The 19,337-nt window shown below is 62.9% G+C and carries 25 protein-coding genes and 1 other RNA gene; 14 read left to right on the top strand and 12 right to left on the bottom strand.

Annotated elements, in window-relative coordinates:
• Nucleotides 1-71: 71 nt before the first annotated feature.
• The 5 genes from EN874_RS08575 (at nucleotide 72) to EN874_RS08555 (ending at nucleotide 6,397) form a co-directional block, all read left to right on the top strand.
• Nucleotides 72-419 (top strand): DUF6867 family protein, encoded by a 348-nt coding sequence (locus EN874_RS08575; RefSeq protein ID WP_126087075.1) that lies wholly within the window; start codon nucleotides 72-74, stop codon nucleotides 417-419.
• Nucleotides 420-556: 137 nt separating this feature from the next.
• Complete coding sequence (locus tag EN874_RS08570; protein WP_127427566.1) at nucleotides 557-1,675, top strand: branched-chain amino acid ABC transporter substrate-binding protein; 1,119 nt, start codon at nucleotides 557-559, stop codon at nucleotides 1,673-1,675.
• 273 nt (nucleotides 1,676-1,948) lie between these two features.
• The gene (gene pyc, locus EN874_RS08565) at nucleotides 1,949-5,407 is read left to right on the top strand and encodes a pyruvate carboxylase (protein ID WP_127427567.1); all 3,459 of its coding nucleotides are present in this window, start codon (nucleotides 1,949-1,951) and stop codon (nucleotides 5,405-5,407) included.
• Between the two features lie 257 nt (nucleotides 5,408-5,664).
• The gene (locus EN874_RS08560) at nucleotides 5,665-5,925 is read left to right on the top strand and encodes a DUF2312 domain-containing protein (RefSeq protein ID WP_095804728.1); all 261 of its coding nucleotides are present in this window, start codon (nucleotides 5,665-5,667) and stop codon (nucleotides 5,923-5,925) included.
• A gap of 22 nt (nucleotides 5,926-5,947) precedes the next feature.
• Nucleotides 5,948-6,397 (top strand): hypothetical protein, encoded by a 450-nt coding sequence (locus EN874_RS08555; RefSeq protein ID WP_127427568.1) that lies wholly within the window; start codon nucleotides 5,948-5,950, stop codon nucleotides 6,395-6,397.
• A 32-nt stretch (nucleotides 6,398-6,429) separates the two neighbouring features.
• Here EN874_RS08555 and EN874_RS08550 read toward each other — a convergent pair whose 3' ends face one another.
• Nucleotides 6,430-6,939, bottom strand: a complete 510-nt coding sequence (locus tag EN874_RS08550; protein ID WP_127427569.1) for an arsenate reductase ArsC — start codon at nucleotides 6,937-6,939, stop codon at nucleotides 6,430-6,432.
• A 174-nt stretch (nucleotides 6,940-7,113) separates the two neighbouring features.
• Here EN874_RS08550 and EN874_RS08545 point away from each other — a divergent pair, with 174 nt between their 5' ends.
• A complete protein-coding gene (locus EN874_RS08545) occupies nucleotides 7,114-7,461 on the top strand; it encodes a hypothetical protein (RefSeq protein WP_128261468.1) in 348 nt (115 codons plus the stop codon).
• Between the two features lie 63 nt (nucleotides 7,462-7,524).
• On the opposite strand, the gene msrB is transcribed toward EN874_RS08545, so the two are convergent.
• The 5 genes from msrB to EN874_RS08515 form a co-directional block, all read right to left on the bottom strand.
• On the bottom strand, nucleotides 7,525-7,929 hold the full coding sequence (gene msrB, locus EN874_RS08540) for a peptide-methionine (R)-S-oxide reductase MsrB (RefSeq protein ID WP_127428636.1): 405 nt from the start codon (nucleotides 7,927-7,929) through the stop codon (nucleotides 7,525-7,527).
• Nucleotides 7,930-8,023: 94 nt separating this feature from the next.
• Nucleotides 8,024-9,214, bottom strand: a complete 1,191-nt coding sequence (locus EN874_RS08535) for a VWA domain-containing protein (RefSeq protein ID WP_127428635.1) — start codon at nucleotides 9,212-9,214, stop codon at nucleotides 8,024-8,026.
• 10 nt (nucleotides 9,215-9,224) lie between these two features.
• Nucleotides 9,225-9,941, bottom strand: a complete 717-nt coding sequence (locus EN874_RS34295; protein WP_245513516.1) for a type II toxin-antitoxin system HicB family antitoxin — start codon at nucleotides 9,939-9,941, stop codon at nucleotides 9,225-9,227.
• Nucleotides 9,898-10,344: a GNAT family N-acetyltransferase gene (locus EN874_RS08520; protein WP_127428633.1), complete on the bottom strand. Its 447-nt coding sequence runs from the start codon at nucleotides 10,342-10,344 to the stop codon at nucleotides 9,898-9,900. Before EN874_RS08520 ends, EN874_RS34295 begins: the two co-directional genes overlap by 44 nt.
• Before the next feature lie 88 nt (nucleotides 10,345-10,432).
• On the bottom strand, nucleotides 10,433-11,272 hold the full coding sequence (locus EN874_RS08515) for a MoxR family ATPase (protein WP_127428632.1): 840 nt from the start codon (nucleotides 11,270-11,272) through the stop codon (nucleotides 10,433-10,435).
• A gap of 176 nt (nucleotides 11,273-11,448) precedes the next feature.
• On the opposite strand from EN874_RS08515, the gene ssrS reads away from it, so the two are divergent.
• The 4 genes from ssrS to EN874_RS08495 all read left to right on the top strand — a co-directional run bounded on the left by ssrS (nucleotide 11,449) and on the right by EN874_RS08495 (nucleotide 14,076).
• A non-coding RNA gene (gene ssrS, locus EN874_RS08510) (6S RNA) lies at nucleotides 11,449-11,604 on the top strand.
• Between the two features lie 82 nt (nucleotides 11,605-11,686).
• Nucleotides 11,687-12,274, top strand: coding sequence for a 5-formyltetrahydrofolate cyclo-ligase (locus EN874_RS08505; protein WP_126087086.1), 588 nt, complete (start codon nucleotides 11,687-11,689; stop codon nucleotides 12,272-12,274).
• A gap of 78 nt (nucleotides 12,275-12,352) precedes the next feature.
• Nucleotides 12,353-13,177 (top strand): YmdB family metallophosphoesterase, encoded by an 825-nt coding sequence (locus EN874_RS08500; protein ID WP_126087087.1) that lies wholly within the window; start codon nucleotides 12,353-12,355, stop codon nucleotides 13,175-13,177.
• Between the two features lie 134 nt (nucleotides 13,178-13,311).
• Nucleotides 13,312-14,076 (top strand): TerC family protein, encoded by a 765-nt coding sequence (locus EN874_RS08495; protein ID WP_127428631.1) that lies wholly within the window; start codon nucleotides 13,312-13,314, stop codon nucleotides 14,074-14,076.
• Between the two features lie 6 nt (nucleotides 14,077-14,082).
• Here the strand turns inward: EN874_RS08495 and EN874_RS08490 are convergent, their stop codons facing one another.
• From EN874_RS08490 to EN874_RS08480, 3 genes are read right to left on the bottom strand one after another with little or no spacing between them, the layout of a single operon-like run.
• A complete protein-coding gene (locus tag EN874_RS08490; RefSeq protein ID WP_127428630.1) occupies nucleotides 14,083-14,544 on the bottom strand; it encodes an SRPBCC family protein in 462 nt (153 codons plus the stop codon).
• 16 nt (nucleotides 14,545-14,560) lie between these two features.
• A complete protein-coding gene (locus EN874_RS08485) occupies nucleotides 14,561-14,950 on the bottom strand; it encodes a VOC family protein (RefSeq protein ID WP_281061406.1) in 390 nt (129 codons plus the stop codon).
• Nucleotides 14,951-14,980: 30 nt separating this feature from the next.
• Nucleotides 14,981-15,463 carry an SRPBCC domain-containing protein gene (locus tag EN874_RS08480; protein WP_127428629.1) on the bottom strand — a complete coding sequence of 161 codons (483 nt, stop codon included), beginning with the start codon at nucleotides 15,461-15,463 and terminating at the stop codon, nucleotides 14,981-14,983.
• 51 nt (nucleotides 15,464-15,514) lie between these two features.
• On the opposite strand from EN874_RS08480, the gene EN874_RS08475 reads away from it, so the two are divergent.
• The 3 genes from EN874_RS08475 to EN874_RS08465 all read left to right on the top strand — a co-directional run bounded on the left by EN874_RS08475 (nucleotide 15,515) and on the right by EN874_RS08465 (nucleotide 17,133).
• Nucleotides 15,515-15,838: a helix-turn-helix domain-containing protein gene (locus EN874_RS08475; RefSeq protein WP_126087091.1), complete on the top strand. Its 324-nt coding sequence runs from the start codon at nucleotides 15,515-15,517 to the stop codon at nucleotides 15,836-15,838.
• Between the two features lie 222 nt (nucleotides 15,839-16,060).
• Nucleotides 16,061-16,810 carry a YebC/PmpR family DNA-binding transcriptional regulator gene (locus tag EN874_RS08470; RefSeq protein ID WP_127428628.1) on the top strand — a complete coding sequence of 250 codons (750 nt, stop codon included), beginning with the start codon at nucleotides 16,061-16,063 and terminating at the stop codon, nucleotides 16,808-16,810.
• 11 nt (nucleotides 16,811-16,821) lie between these two features.
• Nucleotides 16,822-17,133 carry a SelT/SelW/SelH family protein gene (locus EN874_RS08465; RefSeq protein WP_127428627.1) on the top strand — a complete coding sequence of 104 codons (312 nt, stop codon included), beginning with the start codon at nucleotides 16,822-16,824 and terminating at the stop codon, nucleotides 17,131-17,133.
• A gap of 32 nt (nucleotides 17,134-17,165) precedes the next feature.
• Here EN874_RS08465 and EN874_RS08460 read toward each other — a convergent pair whose 3' ends face one another.
• Complete coding sequence (locus tag EN874_RS08460; protein ID WP_127428626.1) at nucleotides 17,166-17,642, bottom strand: DUF1772 domain-containing protein; 477 nt, start codon at nucleotides 17,640-17,642, stop codon at nucleotides 17,166-17,168.
• A gap of 117 nt (nucleotides 17,643-17,759) precedes the next feature.
• On the opposite strand from EN874_RS08460, the gene EN874_RS08455 reads away from it, so the two are divergent.
• A complete protein-coding gene (locus EN874_RS08455) occupies nucleotides 17,760-18,401 on the top strand; it encodes a TetR/AcrR family transcriptional regulator (protein WP_127428625.1) in 642 nt (213 codons plus the stop codon).
• A 5-nt stretch (nucleotides 18,402-18,406) separates the two neighbouring features.
• Here EN874_RS08455 and EN874_RS08450 read toward each other — a convergent pair whose 3' ends face one another.
• Both EN874_RS08450 and rpmE read right to left on the bottom strand, forming a co-directional pair.
• Nucleotides 18,407-18,922 (bottom strand): hypothetical protein, encoded by a 516-nt coding sequence (locus EN874_RS08450; protein WP_245513515.1) that lies wholly within the window; start codon nucleotides 18,920-18,922, stop codon nucleotides 18,407-18,409.
• Nucleotides 18,923-19,014: 92 nt separating this feature from the next.
• Nucleotides 19,015-19,236, bottom strand: coding sequence for a 50S ribosomal protein L31 (gene rpmE / locus EN874_RS08445; protein WP_040974396.1), 222 nt, complete (start codon nucleotides 19,234-19,236; stop codon nucleotides 19,015-19,017).
• Nucleotides 19,237-19,337 lie beyond the last annotated feature (101 nt).

Here is a 19,337-nt window from a genome sequence, read left to right as displayed (position 1 = left end):
TTTTGATGCAATTCCGGAAAACCGTTTCACACTTTTCCTGGAATTGCTCTACGGTCGGGAGACATCAAATCATGCAAGGCGTTCTCTACGAAGAAGCCTCGATCTGGCACTTCTTGTTCGTCACGGGCCTGCTCGGCGGCGGGGCGGCATGGATGACCGGCAAAGCTGTGGCCCAGACCTGGGGCACCCACGTCCGCCTGTTCATTTACATGCTTGGCCTCGGCATCGGGGTAAGGTTCATCCATCATGCCCTGTTCGGAGGCACGATGTTCTCGCTGCATTATTACATCGTGGATACCATCGTGCTGATGTTATTCGGCTTCCTCGGCTATCAATACACACGCACCAACCAGATGGTCACACAGTATAATTGGCTCTACGAAAGAGCTTCCTTATTGAGCTGGAAGCCCAAGGGCTGAAGTTCATGATTAACGTCGTTTCAGGGATGAATCGGCGTGACAAGTGCCTGAAAATCGGCATTCTACGCTTTCTGCGATAAGGGTGGGCATCGCATGAAAGTATCATCCACGCCCACTCCGTAAATGGGAGCGTTTCAATGAAAAAATCACTTTTGTCCGCCGTGGCGCTGACCGCGTTCATCGCGTTCAGCGGCAACGCGTGGGCCGATATCCTGATCGGCGTCGCCGGTCCGATCACGGGCCCGAACGCCGCCTTCGGCGCGCAGCTGCAGAAGGGCGCGGAACAGGCGGTCGCCGACATCAACGCGGCGGGCGGCATCAATGGCCAGCAGCTCAAGCTCGAGATCGGTGACGACGTCTCCGATCCCAAGCAGGGCATCTCGGTCGCCAACAAGTTCGTCGCCGATGGCGTCAAGTTCGTCGACGGCCACTTCAACTCGGGCGTGACCATTCCCGCGTCGGAAGTCTATGCTGAAAACGGCATCCTCGTCATGACGCCGGCTGCGACCAATCCGAAGCTCACCGAGCGCGGCCTGTGGAACACCTTCCGTACCTGCGGTCGCGACGACCAGCAGGGCAAGGTGGCCGGCGACTATATCGCCAAGAACTTCAAGGACGCCAAGATCGCCATCATCCACGACAAGACGCCTTACGGCCAGGGCCTCGCCGACGAGACCAAGAAGAACCTGAACGCCAACGGCACCAAGGAAGTGATGTATGAAGGCGTGAATGTCGGCGACAAGGACTTCTCCGCCCTCATCGCCAAGATGAAGGAAAACGGCGTCACCCTGATCTACTGGGGCGGCCTGCACACCGAAGCCGGCCTGATCATCCGCCAGTCGGCCGACCAGGGCCTGAAGGCGCCGCTGTTCTCGGGCGACGGCATCGTCTCCAACGAACTGGCCTCGATCGCCGGCGACGCCGTTGCCGGCACGCTCAACACCTTCGCTCCGGATCCGCGCAAGAATCCGGCCGCCAAGGAAGTGGTGGAGAAGTTCCGCGCTGCCGGCTTCGAGCCGGAAGCCTATACGCTCTATTCCTATGCCGCCATCCAGATCATCACCCAGGCCATCGCAAAGGTCGGCTCGGCCGATGACGCTCAGAAGGTCGCCGACACGATCAAGTCGGGCGGTCCGTGGAAGACGGCCATCGGCGAGATCGGCTACGACTCCAAGGGCGACATCACCCGTCCGGACTATGTCGTCTACGAGTGGAAGAAGGGCGAGGACGGCAAGTACAGCTACTTCGAGAAATAAGCCGGCAAACACAAGCCGACTTTTCGGATGCCCGGCGCTCAGCGCCGGGCATTTTTTGTTGACGGTGCCGTCGTCCCGGTCGGCGGCGTCGTCCCGCATTGAGGACAACCCGCAAATCGTCCCTGAACCGCTTTGGGGGAACGGCAGCGGCAGCCCTGGCGCAAACAGAGGATTTAAATCGTTTTAGGTGTCGCGCTATTTTGTTTGCGCTGCAGCATTTTCACGTTAATCATTGCCCCGTTCATCTCACCTTCCGCTGCTGGAGCCCAGTCCTTGGCAATCACGAAGATCCTCGTCGCCAACCGGTCCGAAATCGCCATCCGCGTCTTTCGCGCGGCCAACGAGCTGGGGCTCAAAACCGTGGCGATCTGGGCGGAAGAGGACAAATATTCGCTGCATCGCTTCAAGGCCGACGAAAGCTACCAGGTCGGGCGCGGGCCGCATCTGGCCAAGGACATGGGGCCGATCGAGAGCTACCTTTCGATCGAAGAAGTGATCCGCGTCGCCCGGCTGTCGGGCGCCGACGCCATTCACCCCGGCTACGGCCTTTTGTCGGAGAGCCCGGAATTCGCCGAGGCATGTGCGGCCGCCGGCATCACCTTCATCGGGCCGAAGCCGGAGACGATGCGCCGGCTCGGCAACAAGGTCGCCGCGCGCAACCTGGCGATCGAGGTCGGCGTGCCGGTTGTGCCCGCCACCGATCCGCTGCCCGACGACATGGAAGAGGTGAAGAAGCTCGCCGCGCAAATCGGCTATCCGGTGATGCTGAAGGCCTCATGGGGCGGCGGCGGCCGCGGCATGCGCGCCATCCGCTCGGAGGCCGACCTCGCGCGCGAGGTCATGGAAGGCAAGCGCGAGGCGAAGGCCGCCTTCGGCAAGGACGAGGTCTATCTCGAAAAGCTTATCGAGCGCGCCCGCCATGTCGAGGTGCAGGTGCTCGGCGACACCTATGGCAACGCCGTGCATCTGTTCGAGCGCGACTGCTCGATCCAGCGCCGCAACCAGAAGGTCGTCGAACGCGCGCCGGCGCCCTACCTCAGCGAGGTCCTGCGCGAGGAACTCTGCGGCTATGCGCTGAAGATCGCGCGCGAGACCAGCTATATCGGCGCCGGCACGGTCGAGTTCCTGCAGGACGCCGACACCGGCAAGTTCTACTTCATCGAGGTCAATCCGCGCATCCAGGTCGAGCACACGGTCACTGAAATGGTGACCGGCATCGACATCGTGAAGGCGCAGATCCACATCCTCGACGGCTTCGCCATCGGCACGCCGGAATCGGGCGTCCCGGCGCAAAAGGACATCAAGCTCAACGGCCACGCGCTGCAGTGCCGCATCACCACCGAAGATCCGGAGCACAATTTCATCCCGGACTATGGCCGCATCACCGCCTATCGCGGCGCCACCGGCTTCGGCATCCGGCTCGACGGCGGCACCGCCTATTCGGGCGCGGTCATCACCCGCTTCTACGATCCGCTGCTGGAAAAGGTGACGGCCTGGGCGCCGACGCCGGCCGAGACGATCGCGCGCATGAACCGGGCGCTGCGGGAGTTCCGCATCCGCGGCGTGGCGACCAACCTCACCTTCCTCGAAGCGATCATCAATCACCCGAGCTTCGCCGACAATTCCTACACCACCAAGTTCATCGACACGACGCCGGAACTGTTCCAGCAGGTGAAGCGGCAGGACCGCGCCACCAAGCTGCTCAACTACCTGGCCGATGTCAGCGTCAACGGCCATCCGGAGACGCGCGGACGGCCGATGCCGAAGGCCGATGCGTCGGCGCCTGTCGTGCCCTATCTCAACGGCAAGGTGCCGGACGGCAGCAAGCAAAGGTTCGACGCGCTCGGGCCGCAGAAGTTCGCGGCATGGATGCGCGAGCAGCCCCAGGTGCTGGTCACCGACACGACGATGCGGGACGGCCACCAGTCGCTGCTCGCCACCCGCATGCGCACCTATGACATCGCCGGCATCGCCGGTACCTATGCGCGGGCGCTGCCGCAGCTGTTGTCGCTGGAATGCTGGGGCGGCGCCACCTTCGACGTCGCCATGCGCTTCCTCACCGAGGACCCGTGGGAGAGGCTGTCACGGGTGCGCGAAGCCGCCCCCAACCTTCTGCTGCAGATGCTTTTGCGCGGCGCCAACGGCGTCGGCTACACCAACTATCCGGACAATGTCGTGCAGCATTTCGTCAAACAGGCAGCCGCCGGCGGCGTCGACCTGTTCCGCGTCTTCGACTGCCTGAACTGGGTCGAGAACATGCGCGTTGCCATGGATGCGGTGGGCGCCGAGGGCAAGCTGATCGAAGCGGCCATGTGCTATACCGGCGACATTCTCGATCCGGTGCGCGCCAAGTACGACCTCAAATACTATGTCGGGCTGGCAAAGGAACTGGAAGCGGCCGGCGCGCATATCATCGCCGTCAAAGACATGGCGGGCCTGTTGAAGCCGTCGGCGGCCCGGGTGCTGTTCAAGGCGCTGCGCGAAGAGACCGACCTGCCGATCCATTTCCACACGCACGACACGTCCGGCCTGTCGGCGGCGACGGTGCTGGCGGCGGTCGAAACCGGCGTCGACGCCATCGACGCGGCGATGGATTCCTTTTCCGGCAATACCTCTCAGCCTTGCCTCGGCTCGATTGTCGAGGCGCTCAGGGGCACGGAGCGCGACCCGCGCCTCGACCCACAGTGGATCCGCCACGTCTCCTTCTACTGGGAAGCCGTCCGCAACCAGTACGCCGCCTTCGAAAGCGACCTCAAGGGGCCGGCCTCGGAGGTCTATCTGCATGAGATGCCGGGCGGCCAGTTCACCAATCTCAAGGAGCAGGCGCGCTCGCTCGGCCTCGAAACCCGCTGGCACGAGGTGGCGCAGGCCTATCATGACGTCAACCTGATGTTCGGCGACATCGTCAAGGTGACGCCGTCCTCGAAAGTGGTCGGCGACATGGCGCTGATGATGGTGAGCCAGGACCTCACCGTCGCCGATGTCGAGAACCCGGCCAAGGACATCGCCTTCCCGGATTCGGTCGTCTCGATGCTGCGCGGCGATCTCGGACAGTCGCCCGGCGGCTGGCCGCAGGCGCTGCAGAAGAAGGCGCTGAAGGGCGAAAAGCCGATCACGGTCAGGCCGGGCTCGCTGCTCAAGCCGGCGAACCTCAAGGCCAGCCGCAAGGAGATCGAGGAGAAGCTCGAGCGCAAGCTCAGCGAGTTCGAATTCGCCTCCTGGCTGATGTATCCGAAGGTCTTCACCGACTTTGCCGCCGCGCAGGAAACCTACGGCCCGGTCAGCGTGCTGCCGACGCCGACCTATTTCTACGGCATGAAGTCGGAAGACGAGATCTTCGTCGACATCGAGAAGGGCAAGACGCTCGTCGTGCGTTGCCAGGCGTTCGGCGATGTCGACGAAAAGGGCATGGTCACCGTCTTCTTCGAGCTCAACGGCCAGCCGCGCCGCGTGAAGGTGCCGGACCGGGCCCACGGCGCCTCGGCCGCCAAGGCACGGCGCAAGGCGGAACCCGGCAACGAGGCGCATATCGGCGCGCCGATGCCTGGCGTGGTGTCGGCGCTTGCCGTCGCAGCCGGCCAGGCGGTCAAGGCGGGCGACGTGCTGCTCTCGATCGAGGCAATGAAGATGGAGACGGCGCTGCACGCCGAGCGCGACGGCGTGGTCGCCGAAGTGCTGGTCAAGGCCGGGGACCAGATCGATGCCAAGGATCTGCTGATCGCTTTCGGCTGAGGCGCACTGATATTCAGGTGAGGCCGGCCTGCAAACGCAGGCTTCCTGCGCTTCCGGCCTTCGCCGGCCGAAGCATCCGGTTCTCGGAAGCCACCGTTTTCGACTCGGCCTGACCTGAATCTCAGCACACCTCAGGTGCCGCAACCCTTCATGCCGCATCGATAATGTCTTGACCCGCCGCGCCTGCTCGGGCATCGAACCCGCTCCAATTTTGCCGGGCGGGAATCGCCGCGGCGCAAGAAAACGCGGAGAGAAAAATGGCCGATGAGATCACCGAGACCAGCCAGACTGTAGCCGCCGGCCAGCTGCGCGCCATCATCGAGCGCATCGAGCGGCTCGAGGAAGAGAAGAAGACGATTTCCGACGACATCAAGGATGTCTATGGCGAGGCCAAAGGCACCGGCTTCGACACCAAGGCGATCCGCACCATCATCCGGCTGCGCAAGAAGGACCAGGCCGAGCGCCAGGAGGAGGAGTCGATCCTCGATCTCTACAAGGCCGCGCTCGGCATGGTCTGAGCCTCATGGCCGGAGACCGGCCATGAGTGAGTTCGACTTCGGCGGCCGGCGCGCCTCGGAGTTCCGCCATCGCGGCTTCTGGGCGCTGTTCGCCGAGCGGCATCCGGAAGAAAGGGCCCGGCTGGCGAGGCGCGGGCCCTGGTTCTGGCAGCGTGGAATGCCGGAGTTCGCCCTGGTGCTTTCCATGTATGTCGCGCCCAGCGAGAACGTGGTCGGCGTCTTCTTCGGCCGCAATGAGAAGCTTGGCGCGACCGGTGTCTGGTCACGGCTGAAGCCGTTCCAGCCGGCGATCGAGGCGCGGCTGAAGCTCAGGCCGGAGCAGAGCGCGCAAAACCTCGGCATCAATTCGCAGTGGCGGGTCAACTGTTTCGCCGAGGACAACTGGCCGGCCATGGCCGACTGGCTGGTGACCGAATGTTCGCGCTTCGAGCAGGCTGTTCTCGCCGTGCTGGGCGACGAAGACAGGCCATAGAAGCTCAGCGCCTTTACAGGTGGGCGCTCGTTTCAGCCAGTTTGCGACTGGTTGCGGCCAATCTCTTCGAGATGCTGCTGCAGCGCCATCTGATCGAGCGAATGTATCGGCAGGTTCGTGAACAGGCCGATGCGGTTGCTCATCATGCGGAAAGCCTCGGCGAAGGCCAGATGCTGCTCGGCGTCCCTTCCACCGGCCCTGGCCGGATCCGGCACCGCCCAAAGCGCCGTCATCGGATGACCGGGCCAGATCGGACAGCTTTCGTTCGCGGCGTTGTCGCAGACGGTGAAGATGAAGTTCATCTCGGGCGCGTTTGGTCCGGAAAACTCGTCCCAGCTCTTGGAGCGGGCGAAGGAGGTGTCGTAATTCAGGCTCTCCAGCAGTTGAAGCGTGTATTGGTTGACCGTGCCCCTGGGGTTGGCGCCGGCTGAATAGGCCTTGAAACGGCCGGCGCCGAGCCGATTGAGAATGGCCTCGCCCATGATCGAGCGGGCCGAGTTGGCGTTACAGAGAAAGAGGACGTTGTAGACTTGACCGCTCATTTTCGAACCTCTCTGTGTTTGCTGGTGCAAATGACAGAATACGATGTGGGGGTCACAGATCCGTGATGATACATGTTATGGCGGCCAGCTTCTGTTTCGTCTGCGTCGGATTCTGCGACATCGAGGTTCGTCGATGGGTTTGAAACTTTCGTTCGGCTCAATGAGGCTCGATTGATGGACAAGCCTGAACCCGCGGCCCCCCAACCAGCGAAAATCGATCGCGGGGCGGCGGACTTCTTCCGCATGCGCTGGCAAGGTGAAGCACCGCTCGACCGGCTGTTCTGGCGCGACATGCTGCTCGCCGGGACGGCGATCAACATCGCCTCGTCGGGGCTGGCGCTGACGCTGCTCGGGCTGAAGCTGCCGCTCTGGCTGGTGCTGACGGTGCACTTCCTCCCCGTTCCCTACAACATCTTCCTCGCCCTTGCCGTCTGGCGAACGGCGGAGAAGGCGGGCGGCGCCAAGGCCTCGCTGATGATGCTGGGCTCGGCGCTCTGGCTGATCGCGACGGTTGTCGCCTGAGGGACCGTCCGCAAAACAAAAAGGGCGGCCGAAGCCGCGCTCTCCAGTGTGCGTTGTGGCCGTTCAGGCCGACGGCTCGAACTGCAGCGCCACGCCGTTGATGCAGTAGCGCAGGCCGGTCGGCGGCGGGCCGTCCTCGAAGACATGGCCGAGATGGCTGCCGCAGCGCGAGCAATGGCACTCGGTCCGCACCATGCCGTAGCTGCGGTCGACGGTGGTCTCGATCGAGCCGGGGACCGGATCGTTGAAGCTCGGCCAGCCGGTGCCGCTCTCGAACTTCAGCTTGGATTCGAACAGCGGTTGGTCGCAGCCGACGCAGAAGAAAGTGCCGGCGCGCTTCTCGTAAAGCAGGGCGCAGCTTCCGGGGCGCTCGGTGCCGTGGTTGCGCATGACGGCATATTGCTCCGGCGTCAGCCGGGCGCGCCACTCGGCATCGGTGCGGGTGACGGGGTAGGCGTGGGTGTCCATGAAATCTCCTCGGCCTTGGCGGCTCGTTGTTGGTTTGCAGCCTGTATTCGCGCAAACATAGGCTTTTGTTACAGGCGCTGCCAGCGGCAGTGGACTAGTGCTTGCGGGACAGCTGCCTCGTCGCTGCCTCGAGCCCAGCCAGCGTCAGCGGGAACATGCGGCCGCCGAAGATGTCGCGGATCAACTGGATCGAGTGGGTGTAGCCCCAGTTCTTCTGGCTTTCGGGGTTCAACCAGATTGCATTCGGCCATTGCTGCAGCAGGCGGCCGAGCCAGATGCTGCCGGCCTCCGGGTTCCAGTGCTCGACGGAGCCGCCGGGATGGGCGATTTCGTAGGGGCTCATCGACGCATCGCCGACGACTATCACCTTGTAATCCGGCCCGTATTTGTGGATGAGGTCGAAGGTCGGGATCGTCTCGGCAAGGCGGCGGCGGTTGTCCTTCCAGACGCGCTCGTAAAGGCAGTTGTGGAAGTAGAAATATTCGAGCTGACGGAATTCAGCGCGGGCGGCGGAAAACAATTCCTCGACGCCGCGGATATGGTCGTCCATCGAGCCGCCGACGTCGAAGAACATCAGGAGCTTCACCGCGTTGCGCCGCTCGGGTCGCGTCTTGACGTCGAGATAGCCGTGCTCGGCGGTGGCGTGGATGGTGCCGGGCAGGTCGAACTCTTCTTCGGCGCCCTCGCGCACCCAGCGCCGCAGCCGCTTCAGCGCCACCTTGATGTTGCGGGTGCCGAGCTCGACCGCGTCGTCGAAATTCTTGAACTCACGCTTGTCCCAGACTTTTACAGCGCGACGGTGGCGGCTCTCGTGCTGCCCGATGCGCACGCCTTCGGGATTGTAGCCATAAGCGCCGAAGGGCGAGGTGCCGCCGGTGCCGATCCATTTCGAGCCGCCCTGGTGCCGGCCCTTCTGCTCCTCCAGCCGCTGCTTCAAGGTCTCCATCAGCTTGTCGAAGCCGCCCAGCGCCTCGATCAGCTTCTTTTCCTCGTCGGTCAGGTGCTTCTCGGCAAGGCGTCGCAGCCATTCCTCGGGGATCTGGGCGACATCGACGGCGTCCGGCCCGCCAAGCGCCTCGACGCCCTTGAAGACATGCGCGAACACCTGGTCGAAACGATCGATATGGCGCTCGTCCTTCACCAGGGCCGAGCGGGCGAGGTAGTAGAAACCCTCTACGTCATAGTCGACCAGCCCGGCCTCCAGCCCTTCGAGCAGCGACAGATATTCCCTGAGCGAAACGGGAACCCGCGCGGCCTTCAATTCGAGGAAGAAGGGGATGAACATGGTCGGATTGTTATCTGTGTCCCTCGATCTTTTCTCTGGCAGCGCTTGCAATGAAAGCGGAGCGCGTGAGTCCACGCCGGCCAGCCTCTTCGTCGATTGCCGCCAAAAGGCCGGCGTCCAAAGAAAGGTTGGCTCGTACAGGTCGCCCGGAATCGATCAGCACAGGAATCATCACCGCCGACTCGCCGGCACTGCTGTCGATTTCGCCCGCCAGCAACAAATCCGCCACGGTACGTGGGGCAGGCATGGGCAACTGCTTTGCCATCCGTGTTTCGGCCCATTCCCGCATGGCCGAGGTCGCGTCGGCAATCGCTTCCTCGGGGCTCGCACCGCCGGCATGGCAGCCGGGAAGATCGGGAACGCGCACGCCCCAAGTATCTTCGGCGCCATCGAGAATTCCGACATAATGCGTCATGCAATTGGTCCTCAAAGCCATCCGGCAAGCCGCGCGATCGACCGCGCGACGCCCGGAGACTGTTCGCGATGCCTCGGCACGACAAATCATGATCTCCGGTTTCTCCGGATGCTCGTACTTGTCGTGCTTGCCTCCGCCTACGCTAACCCAGCCGTCACGCAACAGCCTCGTGATGATCTTGCGCGTGTCAATCTCGATCAGCGGCATGACCAGCATCGATCGATGCGCAATATATTGCGCAAACTCGGTGAATTCAACCGGCGCTGCTTCACAACAGATCGTATTCGATGAAGCCCGTGCGGCGCGCGACATGGTCGTAGAGCCGGCGGGCGGTGGCGTTGGTCTCGTGCGTCATCCAGTAGACGTTCTTCACGCCGATCTTGCCGGCCTCATCCTGCACCGCCTTGATCAGCGCGGCGCCAACGCCCTTGCCGCGCACTTCGGGGTCGGCGAACAGATCCTGCAGATAGCAGTTGTCGACCAGCGACCAGCAGGAGCGGTGGTAGAGGTAGTGCGTGAGGCCGACGGCCTTGCCGTCGAGCGTGGCGATGAAGCCCTTCGGCTCGAATTCGCCTGCCGTGAACAGGCGCTTCCAGGTGACGTCGTAGACCTCGTCCGGCAGCCTGGTCTCGTAGAAGGTGAGGTAGGCGGTCCACAACCGGCGCCAGTCGGCGTGGTCGGACTGGGCAAGCGGGCGAACGGTGATCTCGGTCATTATTTCCTCCAATGCTTCTCCCCGAAGCTGCGGCAGCGGCTGCTTGGCGGCAACGGTCCACAGCCGAAGAATGCGCTATTGCTGCCGATTATTGTTGCCGCCTCGCCATGAAGGCCAGGCGCTCGAACAGATGCACGTCCTGCTCGTTCTTCAACAATGCACCATGCAGCTTCGGCAGCGCGTTTTTCGGATCGGCGCGCAGGTCTTCCGGCGCGATGTCGTCGGCGACCAGCAGGCGGATCCAGTCGAGCGCCTCGGAGGTCGACGGCTTCTTCTTCAGTCCGGGCACCTCGCGGATCGCGTAGAACTGCGTGAGCGCGGCGCGCACCAGGTTCTGCTTGATGCCGGGATAATGCACGTCGACGATCCGGTGCAGCGTCTCGATGTCGGGGAAGCGGATATAGTGGAAGAAGCAGCGGCGCAGGAAGGCGTCGGGCAGTTCCTTCTCGTTGTTGGAGGTGATGATGACGATCGGCCTCAGCGCCGCGTGAATCGTCTCGCCGGTCTCGTAGACGAAGAACTCCATCCGGTCGAGCTCCTGCAGGAGGTCGTTGGGGAACTCGATGTCGGCCTTGTCGATCTCGTCGATCAGAAGCACGACCTTCTTCGGCGCGGAGAAGGCATCCCAAAGCTTGCCGCGCTTGATGTAATTCCTGATGTCGCTGAAACGGTCGTCGCCGAGCTGGCTGTCGCGCAGCCGCGAGACGGCGTCATATTCGTAAAGGCCCTGCTGCGCCTTGGTGGTGGACTTGACGTTCCATTCGATGAAATCCAGCCCGAGCGCCGCCGCCACCTGGCGGGCGAGCTCGGTCTTGCCGGTGCCGGGCTCGCCCTTGACCAGCAAGGGCCGCTCCAGCGCGATCGCGGCGTTGACCGCCACCATCAAATCCTTGTCGGCGACGTAAGCCGCGGTGCCTTCGAAACGCATTTCTTCTCCTGGCCGTTTTGCGGCGACCGTAAGGAGGCGGCTCGGAGCGCGCAAGGGCGGGATGTCGAGGGGGCTGTTCTGGCGATCCCGGCGGTTCAATAACGTCGCCCTCGACGTCCGTTCCTATGTCGGTCGTTTCTCTGGCGCTTGGCCAGCCATCGGCCTATATTGGCGCCGGCGGTCTGCGCTTCCCGGCAGGAGAAACTTATCCCCGGGGCCTTATCGATCCTTAGGGAGCTGTCCCTGGGAAGACCCGTGGGTTTTCTCACACGGCGCCCACCTACTTTGTAGGCACCCGGGATCGACCTCTCCACCGGTTGTGTGGATCGTCGCACTCCCTTTTTGGCAAGCCGTGCGGTAGAAGACGTCGTTCCTGCAACTTCACCCGGATACGACCTTCTCTACCATCGTCGCATGACACCTTCCAAAGACCTGAAAAAACAGCTTCGCAAGGACGCCTTGGCGCGCCGGGACGCGCTGGATGAATTCTGGCGAGTCGAGATCGCGCTCGAGATGGCGGAAACCGCGAAGGAGAAGATCGCCGTCGAGCCGGGCCAGATCGTCTCCGGCTTCTGGCCGATGCGCTCCGAGGTCGATGTGCGGCCGCTGATGTTCGCGCTGCGCGAAAAGGGCGCCAGGCTCTGCCTGCCGGCGATCCTCGACAAGACCACCATCGTCTTTCGCGAACTGGTGCGCGGCGCGCCGATGGTCGAGATGGGCTTCGGCACGGTCGGGCCGCATGCTGAGGCGGAAGTGCTGGACCCGTCGATGATGCTGATACCGCTTGCCGCCTTCGATGCGCGCGGCCATCGCATCGGCTACGGCGCCGGCTACTACGACCGGGCGATCGCGAGGCTGGCCGACAAGGGCCTGACACCCCGGCTGATCGGCATCGCCTTCGACTGCCAGGAAGTCGAAATGGTCCCTGACGAGAACCATGACGTCATCATCCCGGAAATACTCACCGAGAGCGGGTTGCGCCGGTTCACGCCGGAATTGTAGAAATGCGTTTGAGAAACGCATGATCTTTTGCGGAAAGTCATGCAGCTTTTGCTTGGCGGACCTTCGGCGCAGGATCGTATGAGACTTTTCTTTCTCGGCGACATGGTTGGAAAAACTGGACGCACGGCGGTGTGGGAACAGCTGCCCGGACTGATTTCCGACTTCAAGCTCGACTTCGTCATCGTCAATGGCGAGAACGCCGCCGGCGGCTTCGGCATCACCGAGGAGATCTTTCGCGAGACGCTCGCGGCGGGCGCCGATGTCGTCACCACCGGCAACCATGTCTGGGACCAGCGTGACGCGCTGATCTTCGCGCCACGCGAGGAGCGCTTCTTGCGCCCGTCCAATTTCCCGAAGGGCACGCCGGGGCGCGGTTCGGGCGTCTACATCGCCAGGAATGGCGCGCGGGTGCTGGTCGCCAACATCATGGGCCGCGTCTTCATGCATCCCGAGCTCGACGACCCGTTTCAGGCCGGCGAGCGCGAGCTTGCGGCCTGCCCGCTCGGCGAGCAGGCGGATGCGGCGGTGATCGATTTCCATGCCGAGGCGACCTCGGAAAAGATGTGCTTCGCGCATTTTGTCGACGGCCGCGCCAGCCTGGTTGTCGGCACCCACACGCACCAGCCGACGGCCGATCATCAGATCCTCAACGGCGGCACCGCCTATATTTCGGACGCGGGCATGTGCGGCGACTATGATTCCTCGCTCGGCATGGACAAGGAGGAACCGCTCAACCGCTTCCTGTCGAAAGTGCCGAAGGGCCGTTTCGAGGCGGCGAACGGACCAGCGACGCTGTGCGGCATCGGCGTCGAGATTTCCGATCGCACCGGGCTGGCCGAAAAGATCGCGCCGTTTCGTCGCGGGCCGCGGCTTGAGGAAACGGCGCCGTCCTTCTGGTCGTGACATTGATATGGGCGAGGCCAGCACCTAACTGGCGACGAAACCCGCGAAAACTTCTCTAAACCACGCAATTCCGGACGGAAAACCGCTACGCACTTTTCCTGGAATTGCTCTCGATCGTAGAGGGGACGACCTTCATGCAGCTTGTCGAATTCCTGGCGCCGCACTTTGCCTTCGTTTCCGATCCGACCGCATGGATCGCGCTGCTGACGCTGGTGGTGCTGGAGGTGGTGCTCGGCATCGACAACCTGATCTTCATCTCGATCCTCACCAACAAGCTGCCGGAAGCACAAAGGGCACGCGCACGCCGGCTGGGCATCTCGGCGGCGCTCGTCATGCGCCTCATCCTGCTCGCCACCATCTCGATCATCGTGCAGCTGACGACGCCGGTGTTCACGGCGCTCGGGCACGGCTTTTCCTGGCGCGACCTGATCCTGATCGCCGGCGGACTGTTCCTGGTCTGGAAGGCGACCAAGGAGATCCATCACACCGTCGACCCGCAGGACCATCAGGATACAATGGTGGGCACGCTGCAGTTGAGCCTGGCCGGCGCGATCTTCCAGATCCTGCTGCTCGACCTCGTCTTCTCGATCGATTCCATCATCACCGCCGTCGGCATGACCGACGAGATCGCCATCATGTATATCGCGGTGATCGTGGCGGTGAGCGTGATGATGCTGGCGGCGACACCGCTCGCCAATTTCATCGCCAAGAACCCGACCATCGTCATGCTGGCGCTGGGCTTCCTGCTGATGATCGGCATGACGCTGATCGCCGACGGCATGGGATATCATGTGCCCAAGGGCTACATCTACGTCGCCATGGGTTTTTCCGCCCTGGTCGAGGGGCTCAACATGCTGGCGCGGCGGCGGAAGGAGCAGAGGCCCGGCGACGGGCATTGAGACCCATCACGACACGCCCTTGGGGTGCCGGTCGCCGATAAGGCCGAGCGTCAGGCCCTGTTCCAGCCACGCCTTGGCGCCGGCAAGCACCAGCGCAAAACCGCCGGTCGAGCCGATCGCCTGGTTCACCTGGTCGTCGCCTGAGCCGGCGAAGCCGAAATTGCGGACCTCGAGAAAAGTCGCGTCGCCCGGCATCCGGGTGAAAGTCCAGACAACGGTGGTCGGCGGCTCGCTCCATTGCATGACGATCTTTTCGTTGGGGACGATCTCACTGACCTCGACCTTGGTCGAGACACCGTACATGCGCCATTCCCACTGAACGGGCCTGCCCTCGTCCAGCCGGCCGCTGGAATGCGTGAACCAGAACTTCGTCGTGATTGCCGGATCGACAATGGCCTCGAAAACTTCGGCGACCGGCCGGCGGATAAGCATGCCGGTCTCGGCGGCAGGGGCCTGGTTGAGTTCCATGACATCCTCGAATTGCTCAGGGCAGGTTGATCTGCCAGGAGACGCCGAAGCGGTCGTTGAGCCAGGCGAAACGCTGGCTGAAGCCATAATTGCCGGTTGGCATCAGGAAGCCGCCGTCTTTGGACAGAACGCCGACGATGCGCTCCAGTTCCTCCTCGGACGAACAGTCGACGAAGAAGGAGAAGGACGGCGTGAAGGTGAAGGCGTGATGCACGGGACTGTTGTATAGCCTGACCTCGACGCCGCCGATCGAGGCGCGTGCCAGCTTGACCGTTCCTTCGGGCCCGTCCTCGCCTGGACCGTAGCGCGTGACGTCGAGGACGCTGCTCTCGGGAATGGTCCCGCAATAGAGTGTCATGGCCTCTTCGGCCCGGCCTTCGAACATAAGGAACGGCGTAACTTTCACAACCGACCTCCTTGGCTAGGATGTTGGGGCTCAGATGTTGGTTTCGTTGGCCGGCTCGCCTTTCATCTCGGCGCGATAATAGCCGTCACGCAGGTTGATGCCGTATTCGAGGTAGGCCTTCATGCAGGCGAGCATCTGCGACCAGCCCTCGCAGTTGAGGTAGGACTTCTTCAGGCCGGCATCGCCTTCGTGCCAGCCGGCCTCGGCGATGGTGACGAAGGTGCCGCCGTCGTCCAGCGGTTCGAAATTCATCTCGATGCGGGTCTTGTAGGCCGGCTTGCCCTCAGCGTCGGTCGCGTCCCAGCGCAGCACGATGCGCTTGTCCCTGGTCACCTCGTCGACCTCGACAGGCACCGTCTTCCACCAGGTGACGGTGGTGCCGGCGACCAGCGGAGCGGAGGCGCCGCCGATGGTGGTGAAGTAACCGCTGAGCTTCGCCGGATTGACGACAGCGTCGAAGACCTCGTCGACCGGTTTGCCGATGCGTCCGGAGATCCTGAATCCAAGAGACATATCCACAGCTCCTTCCTTGCTCGTCCAAACGATATGTTATAGAAATATAACATGTCAAGTCAAACCGCGGACGACCATGTTTTCAAGGCCTTGGCGCATCCGCGTCGGCGCGAGCTGCTCGACCGGCTGAAGGATCGGCCGCAGACCACCGGCTCGCTCTGCGAGGCTTTCCCGGACATGGACCGCTGCACGGTGATGATGCATCTCAAGGTGCTCGAAGAGGCCGACCTGGTCGTGGCGCGGCGCGAGGGGCGCGAGCGCTGGAACCATCTCAACGCGCTGCCGATCAGGCAGATCCACGACCGCTGGATCAGCCAGTATGCCGGCCACGCCATCAGCATCCTCGACCGGCTCAAGTCGGATCTGGAGGGATGATTTCCTGCCATGCGGGCCGTGCTCGTCCGCCGTCTTGCGGGGGCCACGGCGCGGCTGGACGAATTGAGCCGATTTATCTATAAGCCGGCCATTCCGACAGAGAGCGCCGTGTGCCTTCGCAGGCATGCTTGCAGCGTTCTGAAATTATGAATTCGAGCATTTGCCGATGCCGGGTGATCGCTCCGGCCGAAAGATGCTCTAGCCGAACACGACAGGGGTGCCATGGCTGGCCATTCGCAGTTCAAGAACATCATGCACCGCAAGGGCCGCCAGGACGCGGTGCGGTCGAAAATGTTTTCCAAGCTGGCGCGCGAAATCACCGTCGCCGCCAAGACCGGCACGCCCGATCCGGCGATGAACCCGCGCCTGCGTCTTGCGGTGCAGAACGCCAAGGCGGTGTCGATGCCGAAGGACAACATCCAGCGCGCCATCAACAAGGCCTCCGCGGGCGACGGCGAGAACTACGAGGCGGTGCGCTACGAGGGCTACGGCCCGGGCGGCGTGGCGCTGATCGTCGAGGCGTTGACCGACAACCGCAACCGCTCCGCGTCCAATGTGCGCGCCGCCTTCACTAAGGCCGGCGGGGCGCTCGGCGAAACCGGCTCGGTGTCCTTCATGTGGGACCGCATCGGCGAGATCTACTATCCGGCCGCTGCCGGCAGCGCCGACAAGGTGATGGAAGCCGCGATCGAGGCCGGCGCCGACGACGTCGAGTCGGACGAGGAAGGCCACACTATCTACTGCGGCTTCGAAAATCTCGGCGAAGTGTCGAAGTCGCTCGAAGCCGCGCTCGGCGAGGCGGAATCGGTGAAGCCTATCTGGCGGCCGCAGAACAATGTCCCGGTCGACGAGGAGCGGGCGCAGTCGCTGATGAAGCTGGTCGCCACCCTCGAGGACGATGACGACGTGCAAAGCGTCTACGCCAATTTCGAGGTCGACGACGAGACGATGGCCAAGCTCAGCGCGGCCTGATCCACGTCGCCATGAGCGAAAAGCCGCTGCCCAGCATCCGCATCACCTACTGCACGCAGTGCCACTGGCTCTTGCGCGCGGGATGGATGGCGCAGGAACTGCTCTCGACCTTCGGCACCGATCTCGGCGAGGTGACGGTGGTGCCGGGCACCGGCGGCATCTTTACCATCACCTGCAACGAGGTGCTTATCTGGGAGCGCAAGCGCGACGGCGGCTTTCCGGATGCGGCGAAGCTCAAGCAACTGGTGCGCGACGTCATCGACCCGGATCGCGACCTCGGCCATGTCGACCGCACAACGCACAAGAAGACAGACCCCGCCTGACGCGGGGTCTTTTGCATCGTGGAGTGCTGTCTTCAGATCAATGCCATGATGAAGCAGGCCATCGCCACGATGGCGGTGATGGTGCGGACGTGGTTCCACATCACCCATTCGCTCAGATAGTTCGTCCAGATCGCGGCGCCGTTGGCGTTCGCCGGATCGACGGCGGCTAAAGCATCGTTGAGCGGCACGTTGAAGACCATGGTCACGATCGGATTGCCGACGAAATAAATCACGGCGCCGGCAAGCAGCCAGTACGTGCCGGACTGGCTCCAGCCGAAGAAAACGGCCGCAATGAGCACCAGGCAGATGAGGCCGGTGCCGAACAGCGCCGTCATGAATGTCGGCGTGATCACCGTGATGTTGATCGAATTCATCGCCGCGATCCCACTTGGGACGGGCAGCCGGGTAAGCGCCGCCATGACAAAATTGGAAAAGGCGAAGAACACGCCGCCGACCACGCCGGAGCCGATCGCGGCGATGAAGGTGAGGGTGGGCAGAAGTTTCATCATGTCAGTTGCTCCAGATGCCGGGTTCAAAATATGAGTAATCCTCACATTTGCGAAACGTGATAAACCCTCGTATTTTGAGAGTCAAGCCAGCTTTCGGAAAATCGCCTGGAGAGCGCCATGGATGAGAAAGTCGCCGCGAAGACCGATCACGCCGTCATCGCTTCACCGCGGCGGGCACCGACGCAGCAACGCAGCCGCGAGCGCGTGGAGCGAATGCTGGCCGCCGCCTCGGCACTGATTGCCGAGCAAGGCAGCGATGCGATGCGCATGGGCGAGGTGGCGGAGCGGGCAGGGGTTTCGATCGGCTCGCTCTACCAGTTTTTTCCCGACAAGCGGGCGATCGTCTGGGCGCTGGCCGAGCGCTACACCGCCGAAAGCCAGGCCTGCATTGCATCGGCGCTGAAGGATGTCGGCGACGCCGAAGGCCTGAAGCAGGCGTTTTCGGAGCTGGTCGACATCTACTACCGGCTGTTCCTGGCCGAGCCGGTGATGCGCGATATCTGGTCGGGCACGCAGGCCGACAAGGCGCTGCGCGAGCTCGAGCTGGCCGACAGCCGGGCCAACGCCGAATTCCTCGTCGCGGTGCTCAAGCGCCTGCGCCCCGGCGCCGATCCGATCGCGCTGGAGACGACGGCGTTCCTCGTCTGGCAGATGGGCGAGGCCGCGATGCGGCTGGCGATCTCGGTCGACCGGGAAGAAGGCGACCGGCTGGTCGCGGCCTACAAGCGCATGGCGCTGCGGGAGCTGGCGGGCAAGTAGGCGGGTTAGCTGCCCCAATACATCTTGAGCATTTCCTCGCGCTCATCGTCGGTGAACATCACTATTCTGGCCATGCTGAGACTGCCACAATGGAATGCGACGACTGCCAATGCGTAAGTCGCGGTCGCCTCGTCGGTGGTGGTTGCAAGGTCTCGCAACGCCAGATGCAGTAGCGTCTGCCAAGCGGCCCTATAGTGCGGTTCGATCCAATCGGGGATCGGCGGATTGCGCTCATCCGCCAACCGAGCCTCTTCGATTACCGCAGCGATGCCATAGGTTGCCCAATTCGCGGGGACGTGCTCAGCCGAGAGGCGTACGATCTCCGGGATCGCCGCGTAGGATGCGCTCCCGACATCCCCTTGATGGTGCAATTCCTCCCAAAGTTCGTTCCAGATTGTTTTATCGTCGTAGCGAGCAGCCAACGCGCGCAAGGCTGGTCTTGGGTCGTAAACGACCTTGTATCCACCCCGAAGGTCGGACCATCGCTCGTCATCAAGATCTATCACCTGTATCCCCATCATGGTCGGCTCAGCCTGCTATCGGCGGGACGTCATGGCAACAAAAAACCCGCCTCGAAGGCGGGTTTTTGATCTGCGACAAAGCGCGGAGAAACTTAAAGGCCGAAACCTTCGAAGCGCTTCTTGAACTTGGAGAGGCGGCCGCCGCGGTCGAGCAGGGTCTGTTGGCCGCCGGTCCAGGCCGGGTGCGTGGTCGGGTCGATGTCGAGGTTCATCGTGTCGCCTTCCTTGCCCCAGGTGGAGCGGGTCAGGTACTCGGTGCCGTCGGTCATGACGACCTTGATGGTGTGGTAGTCGGGATGGATATCGGCCTTCATTGTCTTATTTCCTGGCTTGCCGGCGCTGGTGACGGGCCGATGGCCTGCGTCGATGCGCCCCTTTTTAAAACTCGAAGCCGCAGCTAATGAAAAGCCACGGC

This window comes from Mesorhizobium sp. M1D.F.Ca.ET.231.01.1.1 (assembly GCF_003999155.2).
GTDB lineage: Bacteria > Pseudomonadota > Alphaproteobacteria > Rhizobiales > Rhizobiaceae > Mesorhizobium.
The sequence above is the reverse complement of the archived record's forward strand: the minus strand, read 5'-3'. Positions and strand labels throughout refer to the sequence as shown.

What these genes read in the sequence shown, in the direction of transcription:
- EN874_RS08495 (WP_127428631.1), top strand. Translation starts at nt 13,312, where the DNA reads ATGCAGCTTGTCGAATTCCTGGCGCCGCACTTTGCCTTCGTTTCCGAT.
- EN874_RS08575 (WP_126087075.1), top strand. Translation starts at nt 72, where the DNA reads ATGCAAGGCGTTCTCTACGAAGAAGCCTCGATCTGGCACTTCTTGTTC.
- EN874_RS08450 (WP_245513515.1), bottom strand. Translation starts at nt 18,922, where the DNA reads ATGATGGGGATACAGGTGATAGATCTTGATGACGAGCGATGGTCCGAC.
- EN874_RS08480 (WP_127428629.1), bottom strand. Translation starts at nt 15,463, where the DNA reads ATGTCTCTTGGATTCAGGATCTCCGGACGCATCGGCAAACCGGTCGAC.
- EN874_RS08470 (WP_127428628.1), top strand. Translation starts at nt 16,061, where the DNA reads ATGGCTGGCCATTCGCAGTTCAAGAACATCATGCACCGCAAGGGCCGC.
- EN874_RS34295 (WP_245513516.1), bottom strand. Translation starts at nt 9,941, where the DNA reads ATGTCGCGCGCCGCACGGGCTTCATCGAATACGATCTGTTGTGAAGCA.
- EN874_RS08570 (WP_127427566.1), top strand. Translation starts at nt 557, where the DNA reads ATGAAAAAATCACTTTTGTCCGCCGTGGCGCTGACCGCGTTCATCGCG.
- EN874_RS08505 (WP_126087086.1), top strand. Translation starts at nt 11,687, where the DNA reads ATGACACCTTCCAAAGACCTGAAAAAACAGCTTCGCAAGGACGCCTTG.
- EN874_RS08460 (WP_127428626.1), bottom strand. Translation starts at nt 17,642, where the DNA reads ATGATGAAACTTCTGCCCACCCTCACCTTCATCGCCGCGATCGGCTCC.
- EN874_RS08535 (WP_127428635.1), bottom strand. Translation starts at nt 9,214, where the DNA reads ATGTTCATCCCCTTCTTCCTCGAATTGAAGGCCGCGCGGGTTCCCGTT.
- EN874_RS08455 (WP_127428625.1), top strand. Translation starts at nt 17,760, where the DNA reads ATGGATGAGAAAGTCGCCGCGAAGACCGATCACGCCGTCATCGCTTCA.
- rpmE (WP_040974396.1), bottom strand. Translation starts at nt 19,236, where the DNA reads ATGAAGGCCGATATCCATCCCGACTACCACACCATCAAGGTCGTCATG.
- EN874_RS08500 (WP_126087087.1), top strand. Translation starts at nt 12,353, where the DNA reads ATGAGACTTTTCTTTCTCGGCGACATGGTTGGAAAAACTGGACGCACG.
- EN874_RS08520 (WP_127428633.1), bottom strand. Translation starts at nt 10,344, where the DNA reads ATGACCGAGATCACCGTTCGCCCGCTTGCCCAGTCCGACCACGCCGAC.
- EN874_RS08555 (WP_127427568.1), top strand. Translation starts at nt 5,948, where the DNA reads ATGAGTGAGTTCGACTTCGGCGGCCGGCGCGCCTCGGAGTTCCGCCAT.
- EN874_RS08550 (WP_127427569.1), bottom strand. Translation starts at nt 6,939, where the DNA reads ATGAGCGGTCAAGTCTACAACGTCCTCTTTCTCTGTAACGCCAACTCG.
- EN874_RS08465 (WP_127428627.1), top strand. Translation starts at nt 16,822, where the DNA reads ATGAGCGAAAAGCCGCTGCCCAGCATCCGCATCACCTACTGCACGCAG.
- EN874_RS08560 (WP_095804728.1), top strand. Translation starts at nt 5,665, where the DNA reads ATGGCCGATGAGATCACCGAGACCAGCCAGACTGTAGCCGCCGGCCAG.
- EN874_RS08515 (WP_127428632.1), bottom strand. Translation starts at nt 11,272, where the DNA reads ATGCGTTTCGAAGGCACCGCGGCTTACGTCGCCGACAAGGATTTGATG.
- EN874_RS08475 (WP_126087091.1), top strand. Translation starts at nt 15,515, where the DNA reads ATGTCAAGTCAAACCGCGGACGACCATGTTTTCAAGGCCTTGGCGCAT.
- EN874_RS08490 (WP_127428630.1), bottom strand. Translation starts at nt 14,544, where the DNA reads ATGGAACTCAACCAGGCCCCTGCCGCCGAGACCGGCATGCTTATCCGC.
- EN874_RS08545 (WP_128261468.1), top strand. Translation starts at nt 7,114, where the DNA reads ATGGACAAGCCTGAACCCGCGGCCCCCCAACCAGCGAAAATCGATCGC.
- msrB (WP_127428636.1), bottom strand. Translation starts at nt 7,929, where the DNA reads ATGGACACCCACGCCTACCCCGTCACCCGCACCGATGCCGAGTGGCGC.